At 69.4% G+C, this 18,343-nt stretch carries 17 protein-coding genes; 11 read left to right on the forward strand and 6 right to left on the reverse strand.

All coding sequences use genetic code 11. The annotated features are described in order from the left end of the window. The coding region (locus tag DK254_RS04090) for a S9 family peptidase (RefSeq protein WP_109932989.1) at positions 1-1,980 on the forward strand (1,980 nt) is incomplete at its 5' end. A 558-nt stretch (positions 1,981-2,538) separates the two neighbouring features. Here DK254_RS04090 and DK254_RS04095 read toward each other — a convergent pair. Further along, positions 2,539-2,988, reverse strand: coding sequence for a YcgN family cysteine cluster protein (locus DK254_RS04095; protein ID WP_089393640.1), 450 nt, complete (start codon positions 2,986-2,988; stop codon positions 2,539-2,541). A gap of 211 nt (positions 2,989-3,199) precedes the next feature. Here DK254_RS04095 and DK254_RS04100 point away from each other — a divergent pair, with 211 nt between their 5' ends. Then, positions 3,200-3,793, forward strand: a complete 594-nt coding sequence (locus DK254_RS04100) for a nitroreductase family protein (protein ID WP_109932436.1) — start codon at positions 3,200-3,202, stop codon at positions 3,791-3,793. 32 nt (positions 3,794-3,825) lie between these two features. Here the strand turns inward: DK254_RS04100 and DK254_RS04105 are convergent, their stop codons facing one another. The 3 genes from DK254_RS04105 to rnd form a co-directional block, all read right to left on the reverse strand. Beyond that, positions 3,826-4,758 carry a D-2-hydroxyacid dehydrogenase gene (locus DK254_RS04105; protein WP_109932438.1) on the reverse strand — a complete coding sequence of 311 codons (933 nt, stop codon included), beginning with the start codon at positions 4,756-4,758 and terminating at the stop codon, positions 3,826-3,828. Positions 4,759-4,987: 229 nt separating this feature from the next. Then, the gene (locus tag DK254_RS04110; RefSeq protein ID WP_043312776.1) at positions 4,988-5,281 is read right to left on the reverse strand and encodes a YcgL domain-containing protein; all 294 of its coding nucleotides are present in this window, start codon (positions 5,279-5,281) and stop codon (positions 4,988-4,990) included. Next, a complete protein-coding gene (gene rnd, locus DK254_RS04115) occupies positions 5,278-6,417 on the reverse strand; it encodes a ribonuclease D (RefSeq protein ID WP_371921093.1) in 1,140 nt (379 codons plus the stop codon). The genes DK254_RS04110 and rnd overlap by 4 nt, the downstream gene beginning before the upstream one ends. 135 nt (positions 6,418-6,552) lie before the next feature. On the opposite strand from rnd, the gene DK254_RS04120 reads away from it, so the two are divergent. Further along, a complete protein-coding gene (locus tag DK254_RS04120; protein ID WP_109932992.1) occupies positions 6,553-7,611 on the forward strand; it encodes an SMP-30/gluconolactonase/LRE family protein in 1,059 nt (352 codons plus the stop codon). Between the two features lie 6 nt (positions 7,612-7,617). Here the strand turns inward: DK254_RS04120 and DK254_RS04125 are convergent, their stop codons facing one another. Next, on the reverse strand, positions 7,618-8,415 hold the full coding sequence (locus DK254_RS04125; RefSeq protein ID WP_109932440.1) for a 1-acyl-sn-glycerol-3-phosphate acyltransferase: 798 nt from the start codon (positions 8,413-8,415) through the stop codon (positions 7,618-7,620). Positions 8,416-8,521: 106 nt separating this feature from the next. On the opposite strand from DK254_RS04125, the gene DK254_RS04130 reads away from it, so the two are divergent. The 8 genes from DK254_RS04130 to DK254_RS04165 all read left to right on the forward strand — a co-directional run bounded on the left by DK254_RS04130 (position 8,522) and on the right by DK254_RS04165 (position 17,021). Next, on the forward strand, positions 8,522-9,376 hold the full coding sequence (locus tag DK254_RS04130) for a sulfurtransferase (RefSeq protein ID WP_109932442.1): 855 nt from the start codon (positions 8,522-8,524) through the stop codon (positions 9,374-9,376). A gap of 250 nt (positions 9,377-9,626) precedes the next feature. After that, positions 9,627-10,106, forward strand: coding sequence for a hypothetical protein (locus tag DK254_RS04135; protein ID WP_089393646.1), 480 nt, complete (start codon positions 9,627-9,629; stop codon positions 10,104-10,106). Between the two features lie 176 nt (positions 10,107-10,282). Beyond that, complete coding sequence (locus DK254_RS04140; RefSeq protein ID WP_109932444.1) at positions 10,283-11,560, forward strand: outer membrane protein transport protein; 1,278 nt, start codon at positions 10,283-10,285, stop codon at positions 11,558-11,560. A gap of 738 nt (positions 11,561-12,298) precedes the next feature. Then, positions 12,299-13,102 carry an AraC family transcriptional regulator gene (locus DK254_RS04145; RefSeq protein WP_109932446.1) on the forward strand — a complete coding sequence of 268 codons (804 nt, stop codon included), beginning with the start codon at positions 12,299-12,301 and terminating at the stop codon, positions 13,100-13,102. Positions 13,103-13,207: 105 nt separating this feature from the next. Then, positions 13,208-14,020, forward strand: a complete 813-nt coding sequence (locus DK254_RS04150; RefSeq protein WP_089394930.1) for an alpha/beta fold hydrolase — start codon at positions 13,208-13,210, stop codon at positions 14,018-14,020. Next, positions 14,017-14,913 (forward strand): alpha/beta fold hydrolase, encoded by an 897-nt coding sequence (locus DK254_RS04155; protein WP_109932448.1) that lies wholly within the window; start codon positions 14,017-14,019, stop codon positions 14,911-14,913. Before DK254_RS04150 ends, DK254_RS04155 begins: the two co-directional genes overlap by 4 nt. 155 nt (positions 14,914-15,068) lie before the next feature. Continuing rightward, positions 15,069-15,881 (forward strand): DUF4892 domain-containing protein, encoded by an 813-nt coding sequence (locus DK254_RS04160; RefSeq protein ID WP_109932450.1) that lies wholly within the window; start codon positions 15,069-15,071, stop codon positions 15,879-15,881. Positions 15,882-15,953: 72 nt separating this feature from the next. Continuing rightward, positions 15,954-17,021, forward strand: coding sequence for an AI-2E family transporter (locus tag DK254_RS04165; RefSeq protein WP_109932452.1), 1,068 nt, complete (start codon positions 15,954-15,956; stop codon positions 17,019-17,021). Positions 17,022-17,165: 144 nt separating this feature from the next. Here the strand turns inward: DK254_RS04165 and DK254_RS04170 are convergent. Next, on the reverse strand, positions 17,166-18,343 hold a 1,178-nt coding region (locus DK254_RS04170; RefSeq protein WP_109932993.1), incomplete at its 5' end, for an MFS transporter.

Below are 18,343 nucleotides of genomic sequence, written 5' to 3' on the forward strand. Positions count from 1 at the left end.
GACAGCGCCGAAGTGCTCGACTACCTCAAGGCGGAGAACGCCTACCTCGAAACCGAGCTGGCCGGGCAGGCCGAACTGCGCGAACAACTGTTCCAGGAGATCAAGGGCCGCATCCGCGAGACCGACCTGTCGCTGCCCTCGCCCTGGGGCCCGTGGCTGTATTACCAGCGCACCACCGCCGGCGACGAGTACCCGCGCCACTACCGCTGCCCGCGCCCGGCCGGCGACTCGCTGGTCGTGGACGAAAGCGCCGAGCAGTTGCTGCTCGACCCCAACGAACTGGCCGCCGGCGGCTTCCTCTCCCTCGGCGCCTTCAGCATCAGCCCCGACCATTCGCGCCTGGCCTACAGCCTGGACACCAGCGGCGACGAGATCTACAGCCTGTACGTCAAGGACCTGGCCAGCGGCGCCGTGGAAGAACTGCCCTTCGACGACTGCGACGGCAGCATGACCTGGGCCAATGACAGCCGCACCCTGTTCTTCGGCGAGCTGGACGAGACCCACCGCCCGCACAAGCTGTACCACCACACCCTGGGCGAGCCCGGCGCCGAACTGGTGTTCGAGGAGCCCGACGGGCGCTTCTTCCTGCACTGCTACCGCGCCAGCTCCGAGCGCCAGCTGGTGCTGCTGCTGGGCAGCAAGACCACCAGCGAGGCCTGGGTGCTCGACGCCGAACAGCCGCGCGGCGACTTCCGCTGCCTGGCGCCACGCCAGGAAGACCACGAATACCACGTCGACCACGGTCGCCTGGACGGCGAGTGGACCTGGTTCGTGCGCAGCAACCAGGCCGGCATCAACTTCGCCCTCTACAGCGCCAGCGAAGCGCAGCCCGACCGCGAGCACTGGCGCGAACTGATCGCCCACCGCGACAGCGTGATGCTCGACGACGTCACCCTCAACCAGGATGCCTTCACCCTCAGCCTGCGCGAGGGCGGCCTGCCGATCGTCGAGGTCCACGCCGCAGGCCAGGCGCCGCGCCGCGTGGAGCTGCCGGACGCGGCCTACAACCTGTACGTGCAGGACAGCCTGGAATTCCACAGCCCGGTCATCCGCCTGCGCTACGAGGCGCTCAACCGCCCGGCGCAGATCCGCCAGCTGGGCCTGCTCGACGGCGCCCAGCAGGTGCTCAAGGAAACCCCGGTGGAAGGCCCCTTCGACGCCGACGCCTACGAGAGCCGCCGGCTCTGGGCCGGCAGCGTGGATGGCGTGCAGGTGCCGATCAGCCTGGTGGCGCGCCGCGAGGTACTGCAAGGCATCGCCGCCGGCCGCCCGGCGCCGCTGTACCTGTACGGCTACGGCGCCTACGGGGCGAGCCTCGATCCCTGGTTCTCCCACGCCCGCCTGAGCCTGCTGGAGCGCGGCTTCGTCTTCGCCATCGCCCACGTGCGCGGCGGCGGCGAGCTGGGCGAGGCCTGGTACCGCGCCGGCAAGCTGGCGCACAAGCAGAACAGCTTCAGCGACTTCATCGCCTGCGCCGAGCACCTCTGCGCCGAGGGCTACAGCACCCCGGCGCAGACCGTGATCAGCGGCGGCAGCGCCGGTGGCCTGCTGATGGGCGCGGTGCTCAACCAGCGCCCGCAGCAGTTCGCCGCCTGCATCGCCGAGGTGCCCTTCGTCGACGTGCTCAACACCATGCTCGACCCGGACCTGCCGCTGACCGTCACCGAGTACGACGAATGGGGCAACCCGCAGGAGCACGAGGTCTACGAGCGTATCCGCGCCTACGCGCCCTACGAGAACGTCTGCGCCCAGGACTACCCGGCGCTGCTGGTGGTGGCCGGCTACAACGACAGCCGCGTGCAGTACTGGGAAGCGGCCAAGTGGGTGGCCAAGCTGCGCGCCAGCAAGACCGACGACAACCTGCTGCTGCTCAAGACCGACCTGGGCGCCGGCCACGGCGGCATGAGCGGGCGCTACCAGGGACTCAAGGACGTGGCCCTGGAATACGCCTTCGTGTTCAAGGTGCTGGGCCTGTCATAACCGTAGGGCGCATAACGCCTGCGGCGTTATCCGCCGTCATCCGCGGACATCGGTGTTCCAGCCATCGGCGGATAACCGCGAACGGTTATTCGCCCTACGGCGCTACGGCCGGGCCATAACCGTAGGGCGCATAACGCCTACGGCGTTATCCGCCGTCATTCGCGGGCACCGGCGTTGCGGCCAGCGGCGGATAACCGCGAACGGTTATGCGCCCTACGGCGCCACGGCCGAGCCATAACCGTAGGGCGCATAACGCCTACGGCGTTATCCGCCACCACTCGCGGGCACCGGCGTTGCGGCCAGCGGCGGATAACCGCGAACGGTTATTCGCCCTACGGCGCTACGGCCAAGCCATAACCGTAGGGCGCATAACGCCTACGGCGTTATCCGCCACCACTCGCGGGCACAGGCGTTGCGGCCAGCGGCGGATAACCGCGAACGGTTATGCGCCCTACGGCCTGCGCCGGGTCGATCGCGGACGGAGTCCGCTCCTACAGGGGAATGACGTGGGTGGGGCGGCGTAGGAGCGGACTCCGTCCGCGATTCTCCCAGGCGATATCACCCCGCCCGGAAGATCAGGTGCTCTTCCCAGTCGTCCTCGGCCACCGCGGTCTCGCTGAGCATCCGCCCGGACTGCGAGATGCGCTCGTGGTGCACCGCGTCGGGGTCGCCGCAGACCAGGTGGTGCCACAGCGGCAGGTCCTTGCCCTCGGCCACCAGGCGGTAGCCGCAGGTCGGCGGCAGCCAGCGGAACTCGTCGGCCTGGGCCGGGGTGAGCTGGATGCAGTCGGGCACGCTGGCGCGGCGGTTGGCGTAGTCGGTGCAGCGGCAGGTCTTCAGGTCCAGCAGCTTGCAGGCGATGCGCGTGTAGTAGACGGTGCCGTCGTCCTCGTCCTCGAGTTTCTGCAGGCAGCACAAACCGCAGCCGTCGCACAGCGACTCCCATTCCTGCTGATCGAGCTGTTCGAGGGTCTTGCGTTTCCAGAAGGGTTCGACTTTGGCGGCCATCGTTTTTCTAGGTGGGGCTTTTCACGGGGCGCCAAGTCTATGCCCAGGCGCCGCGCCGGCCAAGCGCAGGTGACCACCGGAGCGCTTGCCAGGGGCCGCGCGGCTGGGTAGCTTTCCTCCACCATCAGGCCCGAGCGGGCCGCCGCCTCACCCATGATCCGCGATGCCCAGCCGTCCACGGCACCATCCCCCCTTGCCAGCAGGAGCCGCCATGAGCGCCAATCCCCGCGTTGCCGACTATCCCATCGACCCGCAGTTCATCAATCGCTGGTCGCCCCGCGCCTTCAGTGGCGAGAGCATCCCCGAGGAAACCCTGCTGGGCTTCCTCGAAGCCGCGCGCTGGGCGCCCTCCTCGTTCAACTCGCAGCCCTGGCGCTTCCTCTACGCGCGCCGCGACACGCCGAACTGGCAGCGCTACCTGGACCTGCTGGGCGAATTCAACCGCGGCTGGGCGCAGAACGCCGCGGCGCTGGTGATAGTGCTGTCCAAGACCACCTTCGCCCCGCCCGGCTCCAGCGAGGAGAAACCGGCGCTCTGGCACACCTTCGACACCGGCGCTGCCTGGGGCTTCCTGGCCCTGCAGACGAGCCTGGCCGGCTGGCACAGCCACGGCATGGCCGGCTTCGACCGCGAGGCCACCCGCGTCGAGCTGAAGGTGCCGGACGACCACGAGATCCACGCCGCCATCGCCATCGGCAAGCTCGGCGACAAGGCGATCCTCCCGGAAAGCCTGCAGGCGCGCGAAACGCCCAGCCCGCGCCGGCCGCTGGAGCAGTTGGCCGCCGAGGGCGATTTCAGCCTGTAAGGGACAGGGCGCCCCGCGCGGGGCGCCCGACGTCAGTAGCCGCGGGTGAAGTCCACTTCGCCGCGCATGGGCTGCCCGGCCCAGAAGCGCGACAGGTTCTCGCGGAACAGCTCCACCATCGGCCCCGGCAGCGTCGGCGCGGCGGTGTGGCCGGTGAGCAGCAGGCGCGGCGCACTCCAGAACGGGTGCTGCGGCGGCAGCGGCTCCTGGCGGCAGACGTCGATGACGGCGCCGGCCAGGCGGTTGCTTTCCAGGGCGCTGATCAGGTCGGCATCGACCACCGCGACACCGCGCCCGGCGTTGATGAACAGCGTCGAGGGCTTCATCCGCTGGAACAGCGCCAGGTCGAAGATGTCCTGGGTGTCCGGGGTGTCGGGCAGCAGGTTGACCACGTAGTCGGCGGTCTCCACCAGGCGCGGCAGCTCGGCCAGCGAGCCCACCCGCTGGAACGGCTGCAGCGGCCGCGGGGTGCGCGCCACGCCGGTCAGCTCGACGCCGAAGGCGGCCAGCATGTGCGCCACGGCCAGGCCGATCTCGCCGGTGCCCACCAGCAGCACGTGGCGGCCACGCAGGCTGCCGGGCGCGCGGTCGTCCCACTGGCTGCCCACCTGGCTGGCCAGGCGCCCGAGGAACTGGCGCTCGTGGGCCAGCATGTAGGTCAGCAGGTATTCGCTCATCACCTGGCCGAAGATGCCCACCGCGCGGCTCAGGGCGTAGTCCTTGGGCAGGTCGTCGGCCAGCAGCGGGGTGATGCCGGCCCAGGTGGACTGCACCCAGACGGGGTGCACGCCCTTGCGCAGCAGTTGCGCCACCAGGTCGGGCTCGCCCAGCCACACCGGGCATTCGGCGGCGGCCTCGACGAGGTTGTCGGGTTTGTCGCCGGATACCACGCTGAGGCTGGGCTCGGCAGCCATGGTCAGCGCGGCGTAGAGGGTATGTTCGCGATCGAGGATGAGCAGGCGCATGGTTTAAATCGCACCCGTGGGGCAAGGCGGAGGCACGTTGGTTGGCATTGTCGTTATCGTCCCTGCGTGCAGCGGCGATTCTGTGCGAGTTGAACGGAGGGCCTGTAGACCGGCTGGAAGCCTAGGCGTTCCGCTTAACCAGGCATTTTCTGACGCAATAATGCTCTTGCACCCACAACTTGCACAGCAATTTCGCACCAATTCGCGTAGGCGTCGGCTTTTCGACGCCTCAAAGAGGATCATTCATCCGCAGCAGCTCTTCGGGCAGGTGCTCGATGTACTCCTCCTCCGCCGGCGGCATCTGCAGGTGGAAACCCTGCTTCTCGATGTTCTCCAGCACCTTGTGGATATCTTCGCGGGCCAGCTTGCGCTCGGGGCTGAGCACCAGGTCGAAGGCGTGCTGCGGCGCGCCGAACGCCGCCAGCAGGGCCTCGGGCACGCGGCTCAGGGCCTCGCGCTTGTCGACGTACAGGTACATCTCGTTCTTGCGCGGGCTCTTGTAGATGGAGCAGATGCGTTTCATGGGTTCTCCGGGGTGGCCAGGCAATCCAGCAGGGCCTGGCCCATCAGTTCACGGCGCCAGCCCTGCAGGGAATCGGGCAGGCGGTAGGGGCCGTCGGGGTAGCCGCTCTTGAGCAGCGCCTCGAGAATCTTCTTGCGCAGCATCAGCTCCGGGGCCATGCCCTGGCGCTCGGCCTCGCGCTGGCCGACCTCGCGCAGCCGCTTGAGCAGCGGCGTCACCTCGCGCGGCAGCGGCTCGGGCAGAGGCTCGGGCCATTGCTCGGCGGGCAGCGCGGCGGCATGGGCGAGCAGCGCCAGCAGGGTGTCGCCATCCTGGCGCACGGTGCGCGGGTGCATCTCGTCGATGCGCGCCAGTGCCTGCTTGTCCTTCGGCTGCAGGCGCGCCAGCGGCCACAGCGTCTGCTCGCGCAGGATGCGGTTGCGCGGCTGGTTGCGCAGGCGCGCCTGCTCCTCGCGCCAGGCGCAGACCTCGCGCAGCACCGCGAGCTGCTGCGGGGCCAGCTTCCAGGCCAGCTTGACGTCGCGCCAGGCCTCGCGCGGGTCGCTGACGCGGGTCTGGTTGGCGACCAGGTCGGCGCCATCGGCCAGCAGCCAGGCCAGCTTGTGCTCGGGCAGGCGCGGCGCCAGCTTCACGTAGACCTCGGCCAGGTGCTGCACGTCCTCGGCGGCATAGCGCACCTGCATCTCGGTCAGCGGGCGCTGCAGCCAGTCCGAACGCGTCTCGTCCTTGGGCAGGTCCAGGCCGAGCATCTCCAGCACCAGCTTGGAATAGCCCATGGAATGCGCCATGCCCAGGTAGGCGGCGGCCAGCTGGGTGTCGAACAGCGGCTGCGGCAGGCTGCCGGTCAGGCGCTGGAAGACTTCCAGGTCCTCGCCGCAGGCATGGAACACCTTGACCACCGAGGGCGCCTCCAGCACCTTGGCGAAGGGCGACCAGTCGCGGATCAGCAGCGGGTCGATCAGCCACGCCCGCTCGCCGTCGCCGACCTGCACCAGGCCGGCTCCGGGGTAAAAGGTATCGACGCGCATGAACTCGGTATCGAGTGCCAGGTACGGCCGTTGTTTCCAGTCCCGGCATTGCTGCGCCAGGCTGGCATCGTCGCGGATCCACCGGATATCGAGGGCGCTCACGAACATCTCCTTGCTTCACGTAGGGCGCATTATATCGGGCCGGATGATGTACGAGCATTCCGCTTTTGCCTACAAGGCTGTACAGATGCGGACGAAGGCTTATCTTTCCCGCCCCAGGATCCCCGACAAGAAGCCTTCATGATGAAGAAACTCGCAACCCTGCTGGTATTGCTGATCGCTGCCGCCGCGGTCTACCTCGCCATCACCCCCTGCCCCATCGACCCCGTGGCCTGGAACCCGCCGCCGGCGCCGCCGATGACCGGCGTGCTGGAGCCCAACGACACCCTGATGAAGGCCGAGCTGCTCGGCCTGGGCCAGGTGAAGGGCCCGGAAGACACCGCGGTGGACGCCCAGGGCCGCCTCTACGCCGGCCTGGACGACGGCCGCGTGGTGCGCCTGGACAACGGCCAGGTCAGCACCTTCGCCGAGACCGGCGGCCGCCCGCTGGGCATGGATTTCGACGCCCAGGGCAACCTGATCGTCGCCGACGCCTGGAAGGGCCTGCTGAAGATCGACCCCCGGGGCCAGGTCAGCGTGCTGGCCACCGAGGCCGACGGCGTGCCCTTCGCCTTCACCGACGACCTGGACATCGCCAGCGACGGGCGCATCTACTTCAGCGACGCCTCCAGCCGCTTCCGTCAGCCCGACTACATCCTCGACTACCTGGAGACCCGCCCCCACGGCCGCCTGCTGCGCTACGACCCGGCGACCGGCAAGACCGAGACGCTGCTCAAGGACCTGTACTTCGCCAACGGCGTGGCGCTATCGGCCAACGAGGACTTCGTGCTGGTCAACGAGACCTACCGCTACCGCATCGCCCGCTACTGGCTGAAAGGCCCCAAGGCCGGGCAGCAGGACATCTTCATCGACAACCTGCCGGGGCTGCCGGACAACCTCCAGGGCGACCGCAAGGGCACCTTCTGGGTGGCCCTGCCGACGCCGCGCAAGGCCGACGCCGACTTCATCCTCGGCCAGCCCTGGCTCAAGCGCCAGTTGACCAAGCTGCCGCGCGCGCTGCTGCCCAAGCCGGTGCCCTACGGGCTGGTCATCGCCCTGGACGAGAACGGCCAGATAGTGCGCAGCCTGCACGACACCAGCGGCCAGCACCTGCGCATGATCACCTCGGCCAAGCCGGTGGGCGACTACCTGTACTTCGGCAGTCTGGAAAACGACCGCATCGGCCGCCTGAAGCTCCGCTGAGGCGCCTCAGCCCAGCGCCAGCGGCTCCTCGCGGGCCGCTTCGGCGCACTTCGCGGCGCCCGGCTCCAGCAGTTCCTGCATGCGCCCGCGGACTTCGCCCATCAGGACGTCCAGGCCCTGCCCGCGGAAGGCCGCGGCATCCACCGGGCGGCCCACCAGCAGGTCCACCGGCTGGCCCAGGTTGAGGTCGAAGGTGCGCGCCGGCAGCACCCGGTGGATGCCGCGGATGGCCACCGGGACGATCACCGCGTCGGTGTCCAGCGCCAGGCGGAAGCAGCCCTTCTTGAACGGCAGCAGGCGCCCGTCGTCCGAGCGGGTGCCCTCCGGCGCCGCCCACAGCACGATGCCGCTCTCCATCATTTGCCGCGCACGCTGCAGGTCGTCGCGGGCGCGCTGGCCGTTGTGCCGGTCAATGGAAGGGAACTCGGCGGCGCGCATGGCCCGGCCGAGCACCGGGATGCGGTACAGCTCGCGCTTGGCCAGCATGCGGATCGAGCCGGGCAGCGCAGCGAAGCTGGCCGGGATGTCGTAGTGGCTGGAGTGGTTGCAGAGGATCATGTAGCGCCGCCCGTCGCCGAAGTCCGGCATGGCCCCGTGCACGCTCAGGCGCATGCGCACCAGGCGCAGCAGCAGGCCGGACCACTGGCGGGTGTAGCGGTCCACGCGCTCGCGGCGCAGGCGGCCGATGGCGGCCAGGGACAGCACCAGCAGGCTGTAGTAGAGGGTGATCAGGCCGGTCGCCAGGGCGATGGCGCAGACGCGCGCCCGCGAGGCCGCCTGGGTCGCCGGTTGCAGACTGGACATGGGCAAAAACTCCATCGGATCGAAGAAAGCCGCCGCAGACCGGCGTTTTCCATTGCACAAGCCTTATGATGCGCGAGGAAACCGTCACGACACAGGAACCCGCACGATGTCACTCGCCCGCCTGCTCAGCCCGCAACAACTGGCAGCCCGCCTGGACGAACCCGGCCTGCTGATCCTCGACTGCCGCTTCGCCCTGGACGACCCGGGCTACGGCGCCCGCGTGTTCGCCGAGAACCACATCCCCGGCGCCCAGTACGCCGACCTCGAGCGCGACCTCTCCGCGCCGGTGGTCAAGGGCGTGACCGGCCGCCACCCGCTGCCCGACGCCGATGCGCTGATCCAGCGCCTGCGCGCCTGGGGCCTGGACAACAGCGACGAGGTGGTGCTCTACGACGACGGCCCCGGCGCCTTCGCCGCCCGCGCCTGGTGGCTGCTGCTGTGGCTGGGCAAGCGCGACGGCGTGTACCTGCTCGACGGCGGCATGAACGCCTGGCGCGCCGCCGGCCTGCCGCTGACCACCGCCGAGCCGGCGGTGCCCCGGGGCGCGTTCCACGGCGAGCCGGACAACGGCCTGCTGATCGACGCCGGCGAACTCTCGGCGCTGCTCGCCGACCCGCAGCTGCCGCTGATCGACGCCCGCGCCGAGCCGCGCTTCCGCGGCGAGGTGGAGCCCATCGACCCGGTCGCAGGCCACATCCCCGGCGCCCAGTGCGCGGCCTTCACCGACAACCTCGGCAGCGACGGCCGCTTCCTGCCGCCGGCGCAGCTGCACCAGCGCTTCGCCCACCTGCTGCGCGGCCGCCCGGCCCAGGAGCTGGTGGCCTACTGCGGCTCCGGCGTCACCGCCTGCCACAACCTGTTCGCCCTGAGCCTGGCCGGCTACCCCCTGGGCCGCCTCTACGCCGGCTCCTGGAGCGAATGGATCACCGACCCGCGGCACCCGGTGGCCACCGGCGCCTGACGCCCCGCCCCAGGCCGCATCTGGCGCGGCCCGGGGCTCCTTTCCCGACGCGGTAACCCATTCCCGGTTAATCACATCGAGGAATATGCCTGCGCTGCAGAAAGTCAAAACAATTTAAAAACAGTCCTTTACAGCGGATTTGTCGCACTACACTTCAAATCGAGCGGCTAAGTCCGCTTACGGCGGGGCCCAGGAGAACATCAGAAGCTGCCAAGACGCCCAGCCCCGCCGTTCATTGAGGGACAAGACCATGGGAATCGCCGCCTGCGACCTGCGACAGCACGTCATCCGGCCCACCCTGCTGTACCTGGAACGTCACAGCGGGGAGGCCGAGGCGCTGTTGCTGGGAGCGGCGGCCTGTCAATCGGCGCTTGGCAGCAGCCTGGACAACGGCCACGGACACGGCCTGTTCCGCATCGACGAATACCGCCACCAACAGCTCTGGGATCGCTACCTGGCCCTGGACCCGAACCTCGCCAGCCGCGTGCGCGGCCTGGCCAGCCAGCACGCCTTCCTCGACGCCCCGCACCTGGAACTGACCGTGAACCTGCGCTACAGCACCGCCATCGCCTGGATGCTGGTGGAGGCCCAGCGCCTGCCACTGCCCGCCCCCACCGACCACCTCGGCCAGGCCAGGGTCTGGCGCCGGGTGTTCCGGCCCCATGGCCACCTGCGTGATTTCCTCGACGCCTGGCAGGCATACATCGGCGATCCGCTGCTCGCGGCCTGACCTCGATCAATGACCGATCAGTCAGCTTTCATTTACATACATTAACGAAGCTAAAGGCTCGCCCAACGGCGGCCCTTTGCGCGCAAAAGCCCGACGTAGAGCCCCTTTGGGGTACTACCAAAGGCCTGGGAATCTTGGTAGCTTGCGCGCCGTTGACCACAGGAGTTGCTCTTACAATGAAAACAACATGGCTCAAAACCACCCTCGCTCTGACCATCAGCGCTGCCTCTGCCCAGGCCCTGGCCAACGGCATCGCGATCAACGAACAGAGCGCCAGCGGCGCCGGCACCGCCTACGCGGGCCGCGCTTCCTCGGCACTCGACGCCAGCACCATCTACGGTAACCCGGCCGGCCTGTCCAAGCTCAAGCGCACCGAAGTCAGCGGCGGCCTGGCCATCGTCGACGCCAAGGACGACATCAGCCAGGCCCCCGGCCCGGGCTCCAACAAGGGCGACTCCGTACCCCTGGCCGCTGTCCCGTTCGGCTACATCTCCACACCGATCAACGAGGACTTCACCTTCGGCCTGGGCATGTACGTGCCCTACGGCATCATCAACGACTACGAGAACGGCTTCCAGGGCAGCTACCACGGTTCCTACAGCAAGGTCCAGGTCATCACCCTGCAGCCGACCATCGCCTACAAGATCAACGACAAGGTCTCCGTCGGCTTCGGCCCGACCATCAACCGCATCGACGGCCAACTGAAGAACGACCTGGCGACCAATGCGCTGAACGGCGGCGGTGGCGACACCCACATCGACATCAAGGGCGACGACACCGCGCTGGGCTACAACATCGGCGTGATGGTCGACCTGACCGACGACACCACCTGGGGCCTGACCTACCACTCCAAGGTCGACTACCACCTGGGCGGCCGCACCAAGGTCAAGAACTCCCCGGCCGCCTTCGGCCTGAACGGCAGCTACGACGCCAAGCTGGACATCACCCTGCCCGAGTCCGTGGATACCTCCATCACCCACAAGTTCGACGACAAGTGGACCGGCTACGTCGGCGCCGTGTGGACCCGCTGGAGCCGCCTGGAAGCCATCGAAGTGCGCAACAGCGGCGTACCGGCCCTGGGCCAGGCGCTGGGCTTCGGCACTATCGGCGAGGACCTGAAGTGGCACGACACCTGGTCGGCCTCCATCGGCGCCTCCTACCAGCTGAACCCGGAATGGGTGCTGCGGACCGGCTTTGCCTACGACCCGTCGCCAACCGACAACGAGTACCGCAATGTACGCATCCCGGTGGGCGACCGCAAGATCGTCACCTTCGGTGCCGGCTGGTCGCCGAACCCGGACCTGACCGTGGACGTGGCCTACGCCTACCTATGGGAAACCCGTACCAGCGTCGACGTCAAGGACGGCACCGGCATCGGTCTGCAACCGGCCTACAGCGCCAAGTACGACAACAGCGCCAACGGCCTGACTGCGCAAGTCACCTATCGCTTCTGATAGGCGCGGGCGCACAGGGAGAGGCCGGGCAGATGCCCTGATGCTGTTCCCTTAAAGAATGCCGTTTCTTCCCATGGGAGAAACGGCATTTTTCATAGGGGGCTTCGTTTGCGGTTATGGCCCTGCGCTCCGGTCTCCAGCCCGTCACTCCCACGAACGCGGGCCCCAATGGCTTGAGGGCTTGGTGTAGCGCGCCGCTCCGAGTGCGTTGATATCCCTCGTTTCGCCCCCTCGGGCGAGTCCCTTTTGTCAAACGCCACAAAAGGAACCAAAAAGGCTTGCCCCGCATACGGGCCCGATGGAGCCGGGCTACCCTCACGAACTCCCCCGCCACGGAGGCCCGCCCCGACAGCACGTCCCTGTGCTGATCGGGGCTCTAGCGACATCCATGTCGCATGACCTCCTGAGCGCGGGTTTCGCTCGGCCTTCTGAAGGGGCGTTCCGGTGCGCTCGGATATTTCTCTGGAAATCCAAAATCAAGAGCCGCTTTGGCTCTTCGTAGGAGCGAGCTTGCTCGCGAACCTCGGTTTCCCGTGTTCGCGATAGTTCGTAGGGCGCATAACGCCTACGGCGTTATCCGCCGTTTTCAACGACGGATGATCGCGGACAGAGTCCGCTCCTACGGTTCCAGGAAGCACGGACGTAGGAGCGGACTCCGTCCGCGATTCGTCCCCATGGGATTCCCCAGCCCGCAATTTTATCCAAGACCTGCCCGCGCCGCGGCGCTAGAGTAGGCCCATGGAACGCATCGAACACCACCGCAGCGGGCTGCCCGGCGTGCGTTACATCGACGCCGAGTACCACCGTTTCGCCTTCCCCCGGCACTTCCACCTGGACTATCACATCGGGCTGATGCTCGACGGTCGCCAGCGCTACGTGCACGCGGGCGAACGCTGCCTGGCCGGTGGTGGCGACATCCTGCTGATGAGTCCGGAAAGCATTCACGACGGCGCCAGCGAGGGGGAGGACGGCTATCGCATCCGCGTGCTGTCCATCGAGCCGCAGTGGCTGGAGCAGGCCGCGCGCAGCCTCAGCGACGGCCGCCAGGGCACGCCGCGGCTGCTGGCCAGCCAGGTGCGCGACGAACAGCTGCGGCAGCAACTGCACGGCCTGCACCAGGTGCTGGCCGGGGGCGAGCGGCTGGAACAGGAGGGCCGGCTCTGGCAGGGCCTGGCCACGCTGCTCGGGCATGCTTCCAGCCTGCGCATCCGCGAGCCGCGTCAGGGCTTCGACGCCCAGGCCTGGCGGCGCCTGCGCGAGTGGCTGGAGTCGCGCCTGGAAAACCCGCCGACGCTGGACGAACTGGCGGCCTTCTGCGACCTCAGCCCCTGGCAGGTGCTGCGGCGCTTCCGCAACCACTGCGGGCTGCCGCCGCACCAGTGGCTGACCCAGCTGCGCCTGGAGCGTGCCCTGCCGCGGGTGCTCGCCGGCCAGCCGCTGAGCGAGGTGGCGCTGAGCCTGGGCTTCTACGACCAGGCGCACTTCAGCCGCCTGTTCCGCCGCACCTACGGATTGCCGCCGGCGCGCCTGCGCCAACGCTGAGGCCTGGCTTTTGGCCGGACTGCCCTGGCCGGCGGTGGGCCCGGCCATTGTCGCCCGCTGCCGCCTGGGGGAAAATCCTGCCGTCTCCAGCACGCGGTCACCGGCATGTCCCAAGCGCTTTTCTTCGCCCACGCCAACGGCTTCCCCTCGGCCACCTACGGCAAGCTGTTCCAGGCCCTGGCGCCGGAATTCGAGGTGCGCCACCTGGACATGCACGGCCACGACCCGCGCTTTCCGGTGAACGCCAACTGGGCGAACCTGGTGGACGAGCTGCTGTTCCACCTGGAAGCGCAGGGCGCGCCGGTGTGGGGCGTCGGCCATTCCCTCGGCGGCCTGCTGCATTACCATGCGGCGCTGCGCCGCCCGGAGCTGTACCGCGGCGTGCTGATGCTCGACTCGCCGACCCTGACCTTCGCCGACCAGTGGGTGATCCGCGCCGCCAAGCGCTTCGGCTTCATCGATCGCATCACCCCGGCCGGGCGCACCCTGGGGCGGCGCGAGGACTTCGCCGACTTCGACGAGGCGCTGCGCTACTTCGGCGGCAAGTCGCTGTTCCGCCGCTTCGACCCGGACTGCCTGGCGGACTATGTGCGCCACGGCCTGGCCGCCAGCGGCCAGGGCCTGCGCCTGAAGTTCGACCCGGCCACCGAGATCAGCATCTACCGCAACGTGCCCCACGCCGCACCGGGCAGCCCGCGGCGCCTGGCGGTGCCGCTGGCGCTGGTGCGCGGCCGCCACAGCCGGGTGGTGCTGCCGCACCATGCCCGCGCGGTGCGCCGCGCGCCCTGGGGCGAATCCCTGTCGTTGCCCGGCGGGCACATGTTCCCGCTGGAGCGCCCGCGCGACACCGCCGAACTGATCAAGCAGGTCGTCGAGCGCTGGCAGCGCCGCGCCGAACAGGAGAATGCCCGCCCATGAGCGCCCAGGTCGAAGAGATCCGCCTGAACCTTCCGCACATCGAACTGGCCGCGCACCTGTTCGGCCCCGAGGACGGCAAGCCGGTGCTGGCCCTGCACGGCTGGCTGGACAACGCCATGAGCTTCGCGCGCCTGGCGCCGAAACTGGACGGGCTGCGCATCGTCGCCCTGGACTTCGCCGGCCATGGCCACTCGGCGCACCGCGCCGCCGGGGCCAGCTACCTGCTGTGGGACTACGCCTACGACGTGCTGGCGGTGGCCGAGCAACTGGGCTGGGAGCGCTTCTCGCTGCTCGGGCATTCCATGGGCGCCATCGTCTCGGTGCTGCTGGCCGGCGCCATGCCCGAGCGTATCGAGCGCCTGGCGCTGATCGACGGCCTGGTGCCCTACACCGGCGAGGCCGACACTGCGCCGGCCAAGCTGGGCGAGGCGCTGAAGGCGCAACTGGCGCTGCCGAACAAGCGCAAGCCGGTGTACGAAGCCATCGACCGCGCGGTGGAGGCACGCATGAAGGGCGTCGGCGCGGTCAGCCGCGAGGCCGCCGAACTGCTGGCCCGGCGCGGATTGATGCCGGTGCCCGGCGGCTTCACCTGGCGCAGCGATGCGCGCCTGACGCTGCCCTCGCCGCTGCGTTTCACCCGCGCCCACTCCGCGAGCTTCGTCCAGGCGGTGCAGTGCCCGGTCAGCCTGGTACTGGCCCAGGGTGGCATGCTCGCCGCCGAGCCGAGCATCCGCCAGTTGCTCGACGGGCGCCCCTTCGCAATCCACGAGCTGCCTGGCGGCCATCACCTGCACCTGGACGACGAAGGGGGCGCGCAGGCGGTGGCGGCGATCTTCCAGCCGTTCCTGGGGGATTGGTCGCGGGGAAACACCCCGTTGCCGCACCCCGCTTGACTAAAGCAGGGCTTGCCACGACGCTGCATGGATCGCAGTCGGGAGATTCTGCATGATCGAGCTCTTCGCCACCGCCACGCCGGGCGGCCCCAAGGATTCCAGCGGCCCGGGCGCGCACGCCCCGCAGCGTGCGCAACGGAGGTGCGACGCCTGACATGCCTCGTCTCTCCCTGCTGCCCCTGGTGGGCACGCTGTTCGCGGCCAGCGTTTTCGCCGCCGACGTTCCCGACAGCCACGACCTGAGCCTGCTGCCCCGTTTCCCGAGGGCGGAAATCGTCGACTTCAGCAGCGCCCCCGGCACCGAGCGGGTCTACCCGCTGGGGCCGATCAGCCGCATCAGCGGGCGCCTGCGCATGGAAGGCGAGGTGCGCGCCCTCGGCCAGCTCACCGCGCTGACCTACCGCCTGCCCGACGAGGATTCCAGCGCCAACGCCTTCGCCGCCGCGCGCAAGGACCTGCTCAAGGCCGATGCCACCCCGCTGTTCTGGTGCGAGGGCCGCGATTGTGGCTCCAGCAGCCTGCTGGCCAACGCCGTGTTCGGCAAATCCAGCCTCTACGGCCCGGACGACCAGCAGGCCTACCTGCTGGTGCGCCTGGCCGCGCCGCAGCAGGACAGCCTGCTGGCGGTCTACTCCATCACCCGCGGCAACCGCCGTGCCTACCTGCATGCTGAGCAGCTGGACGCCGGCAGCGCACTGGGCGAACTGCTGCCCAGCGCCGCGACCCTGATGCGCCTGCTCAAGGCCAACGGCGAGCTGACCCTCAGCCACGTGCCCGCCGAGCCCGGCGGCGCCTGGCTCGACCTGCTGGTGCGCACCCTGCGCCAGGACACCGGCGTGCGCGTCGAGCTGGCCGGGGCCCATGCCGCCGACTGGCGCAGCGCGCTCACCGCCCAGGGCGTGCGCGATGCCCGCCTGGAACTGGGCGGCAGCGAAGGGGACGGGCTGCACCTGACCTGGCTGCGCTGATTCGCCTACGCTGAAGCTGGGCGCAGCGAGCGCCCGGCTGCCGTCGCCGTACCGAGAAGGAGTCCGGCCCCGATGTTCGATAACCTGCTGTTGCGCATCCTCCTGGTGACCCTCCTAGTCGCCAGCCTGTGGGTGCTGGCGCCGTTCTGGACGGCATTGTTCTGGGCCGCCGTGCTGGCCTTCGCCAGCTGGCCGCTGATGCGCCTGCTGACGCGCCTGACCGGCGGCCGCGAGGCGCTGGCGGCGGGCGTGCTGACCGCCTTCTGGATCGTCCTGGTGGCCCTGCCGCTGCTGTGGCTGGGCTTCGGCATGGCGGACAAGCTGCGCGCCGGCGTCGAGCTGGTGAAGAACCTGCAGGTCTCCGGGCTGCCGCCGCCGCCGACCTGGCTGGCGCGCACACCGCTGATCGGCGACCGGCTGATCGGCTGGTGGTACTCCATCGACCAGCAGGGGGTGGCCATCTTCTCCGCGCTCAAGCCCTACATGGGCGAGGTGGGCAACTGGCTGCTGGCGCGCTCGGCCAAGCTGGCCGGGGGCATCTTCGAGCTGGTCCTGAGCCTGGTGCTGATCTTCTTCTTCTACCGCGACGGCAAGCGCCTGGAGGCCTTCGCCTACCAGATGCTGGAGCGCCTGATCGGCCCGCGCGCCGAACACTACATGGAGCTGATCGCCGGCACCGTGCAGCGGGTGGTCAACGGTGTGATCGGCACCGCGGCGGCCCAGGCGGTGCTGGCCTTCGTCGGCTTCCTCATCGCCGGGGTGCCGGGGGCGCTGCTGCTGGGCCTGCTGACCTTCGTCTGCAGCCTGCTGATGGTCCCGCCGCTGGTCTGGGGCCCGGCCACCGTCTGGCTGTTCTTCGAGGGCAGCTACGGCTATGGCGTGTTCCTGGGCATCTGGGGCTTCTTCGTCATCAGCGGCGTGGACAACATCCTCAAGCCCTACCTGATCAGCCGCGGCGGCAACCTGCCGCTGGTGGTGGTGCTGCTCGGGGTGCTGGGCGGGCTGCTCAGCTTCGGCTTCATCGGCCTGTTCCTCGGCCCGGTGCTGCTGGCGGTGGTCTACAACCTGGTCAACGACTGGATCGAGAGCCCCAAGCGCGGCGCCCTGCCGCCGGGCGGGCCGGGGGACAAGGCGCCCTAGGCCGGTTTCGCGCGCAGGGCGCGCTCCTACAGAACCGTAGGGCGAATAACCGTTCGCGGTTATCCGCCGCTGGCCCATGCGCGGAACCCGGCGACGACGGCGGATAACGCCTTGGGCGTTATGCGCCCTACGGGGACGCGCCGCTTACTGGAGCGCCTCGCTGCGTACGCCCACCATTCGGTCGCGGCCGGCGCCGAGGCCGGCGATCAGCGCGCCCAGGCTGATGGCCACGAAGATGGCGCCGACCGCGTCCCAGCCGTCGCTCAGGTCGTGCACCAGGCCGACCAGGAAGGGCCCCAGGGCAGCCAGGGTATAGCCCACGCCCTGGGCCATGCCGGACAGGTGCGAGGCGACGTGGGCGTCGGGCGAGCGCAGCACGATCAGCGCCAGGCCGATGCTGAAGGTGCCGCCCTGGCCCAGGCCGAGTACCACCGCCCACAGCCAAAGGCTGCCGGTGGACGCGTAGAGCAGGCCGAGCAGGCCGGCGAGGGTCAGCGCCAGGACCAGGAACACCACCAGGCGCTGGTCGCGGCCGCGGGTGCCGAACCAGGGCGCGCCCAGGGCGCTGAGCAGCTGCACCATCACCGAGCCGGACATCATCAGCCCGGCGGCCGTCGGGCTCAGGCCGCGGTCGATGAGGATCGACGGCAGCCAGCCGAACACGATGTACGCCAGCGACGACTGCAGGCCCATGTACAGGGTCACCTGCCAGGCCAGCGGGTCGCGCCACAGGCCCTTGACCTGGAACGCCTGGCGGTGGGCGTGGTGGACCTGGCGCGTCTGCGGCAGCCAGACCAGCGCGGCCAGCACCGCCGGCAGGGCCCAGGCGGCCAGGGCCGGCTGCCAGCTGCCGCCGAACAGCCCGGCCAGGGGCACGCTGGCCCCGGCGGCCAGCGCCGCGCCCAGGCACAGGGCCATGGTATAGACGCCGGTCATGGTCCCGGCGATATGCGGGAAGTCGCGCTTGACGATGCCCGGCAGCAGCACGCCGATGACGCCGATGCTGGCGCCGGCCACCAGGCTGCCGAGGAACAGCCCGGCGATCGGGAACAGGCTGCGCAGGACGATGCCGGCGGCCAGCAGCAGGAGGATCGCCAGCACCGCCCGCTCGGCACCCAGGCGCCGCGCCAGGCGGGGCGCCAGCGGGGCGAACAGGCCCAGGCAGAGCACCGGCAGGGTGGTCAGCAGGCCCGCGGCGGCGGCCGACAGGCCGGTGTGCTCGCGCACCATGTTCAGCAGCGGCGCCAGGCTCGACAGCGCCGGGCGCAGGTTCAGCGCCACCAGCACCAGGCCGAGCAACAGCAGCCAGGGCCGTACCGGGG

Source organism: Pseudomonas sp. RW407, assembly GCF_003176655.1.
In the GTDB taxonomy this organism is placed as follows: Bacteria; Pseudomonadota; Gammaproteobacteria; order Pseudomonadales; family Pseudomonadaceae; genus Pseudomonas; species Pseudomonas delhiensis.

Bases quoted from the DNA above. Each gene is read 5' to 3' on its own strand.
- DK254_RS04095 (WP_089393640.1), bottom strand. From the start codon at position 2,988: ATGGCCGCCAAAGTCGAACCCTTCTGGAAACGCAAGACCCTCGAACAG.
- DK254_RS04100 (WP_109932436.1), top strand. From the start codon at position 3,200: ATGAGCGCCAATCCCCGCGTTGCCGACTATCCCATCGACCCGCAGTTC.
- DK254_RS04105 (WP_109932438.1), bottom strand. From the start codon at position 4,758: ATGCGCCTGCTCATCCTCGATCGCGAACATACCCTCTACGCCGCGCTG.
- DK254_RS04110 (WP_043312776.1), bottom strand. From the start codon at position 5,281: ATGAAACGCATCTGCTCCATCTACAAGAGCCCGCGCAAGAACGAGATG.
- rnd (WP_371921093.1), bottom strand. From the start codon at position 6,417: ATGTTCGTGAGCGCCCTCGATATCCGGTGGATCCGCGACGATGCCAGC.
- DK254_RS04120 (WP_109932992.1), top strand. From the start codon at position 6,553: ATGAAGAAACTCGCAACCCTGCTGGTATTGCTGATCGCTGCCGCCGCG.
- DK254_RS04125 (WP_109932440.1), bottom strand. From the start codon at position 8,415: ATGTCCAGTCTGCAACCGGCGACCCAGGCGGCCTCGCGGGCGCGCGTC.
- DK254_RS04130 (WP_109932442.1), top strand. From the start codon at position 8,522: ATGTCACTCGCCCGCCTGCTCAGCCCGCAACAACTGGCAGCCCGCCTG.
- DK254_RS04135 (WP_089393646.1), top strand. From the start codon at position 9,627: ATGGGAATCGCCGCCTGCGACCTGCGACAGCACGTCATCCGGCCCACC.
- DK254_RS04140 (WP_109932444.1), top strand. From the start codon at position 10,283: ATGAAAACAACATGGCTCAAAACCACCCTCGCTCTGACCATCAGCGCT.
- DK254_RS04145 (WP_109932446.1), top strand. From the start codon at position 12,299: ATGGAACGCATCGAACACCACCGCAGCGGGCTGCCCGGCGTGCGTTAC.
- DK254_RS04150 (WP_089394930.1), top strand. From the start codon at position 13,208: ATGTCCCAAGCGCTTTTCTTCGCCCACGCCAACGGCTTCCCCTCGGCC.
- DK254_RS04155 (WP_109932448.1), top strand. From the start codon at position 14,017: ATGAGCGCCCAGGTCGAAGAGATCCGCCTGAACCTTCCGCACATCGAA.
- DK254_RS04160 (WP_109932450.1), top strand. From the start codon at position 15,069: ATGCCTCGTCTCTCCCTGCTGCCCCTGGTGGGCACGCTGTTCGCGGCC.
- DK254_RS04165 (WP_109932452.1), top strand. From the start codon at position 15,954: ATGTTCGATAACCTGCTGTTGCGCATCCTCCTGGTGACCCTCCTAGTC.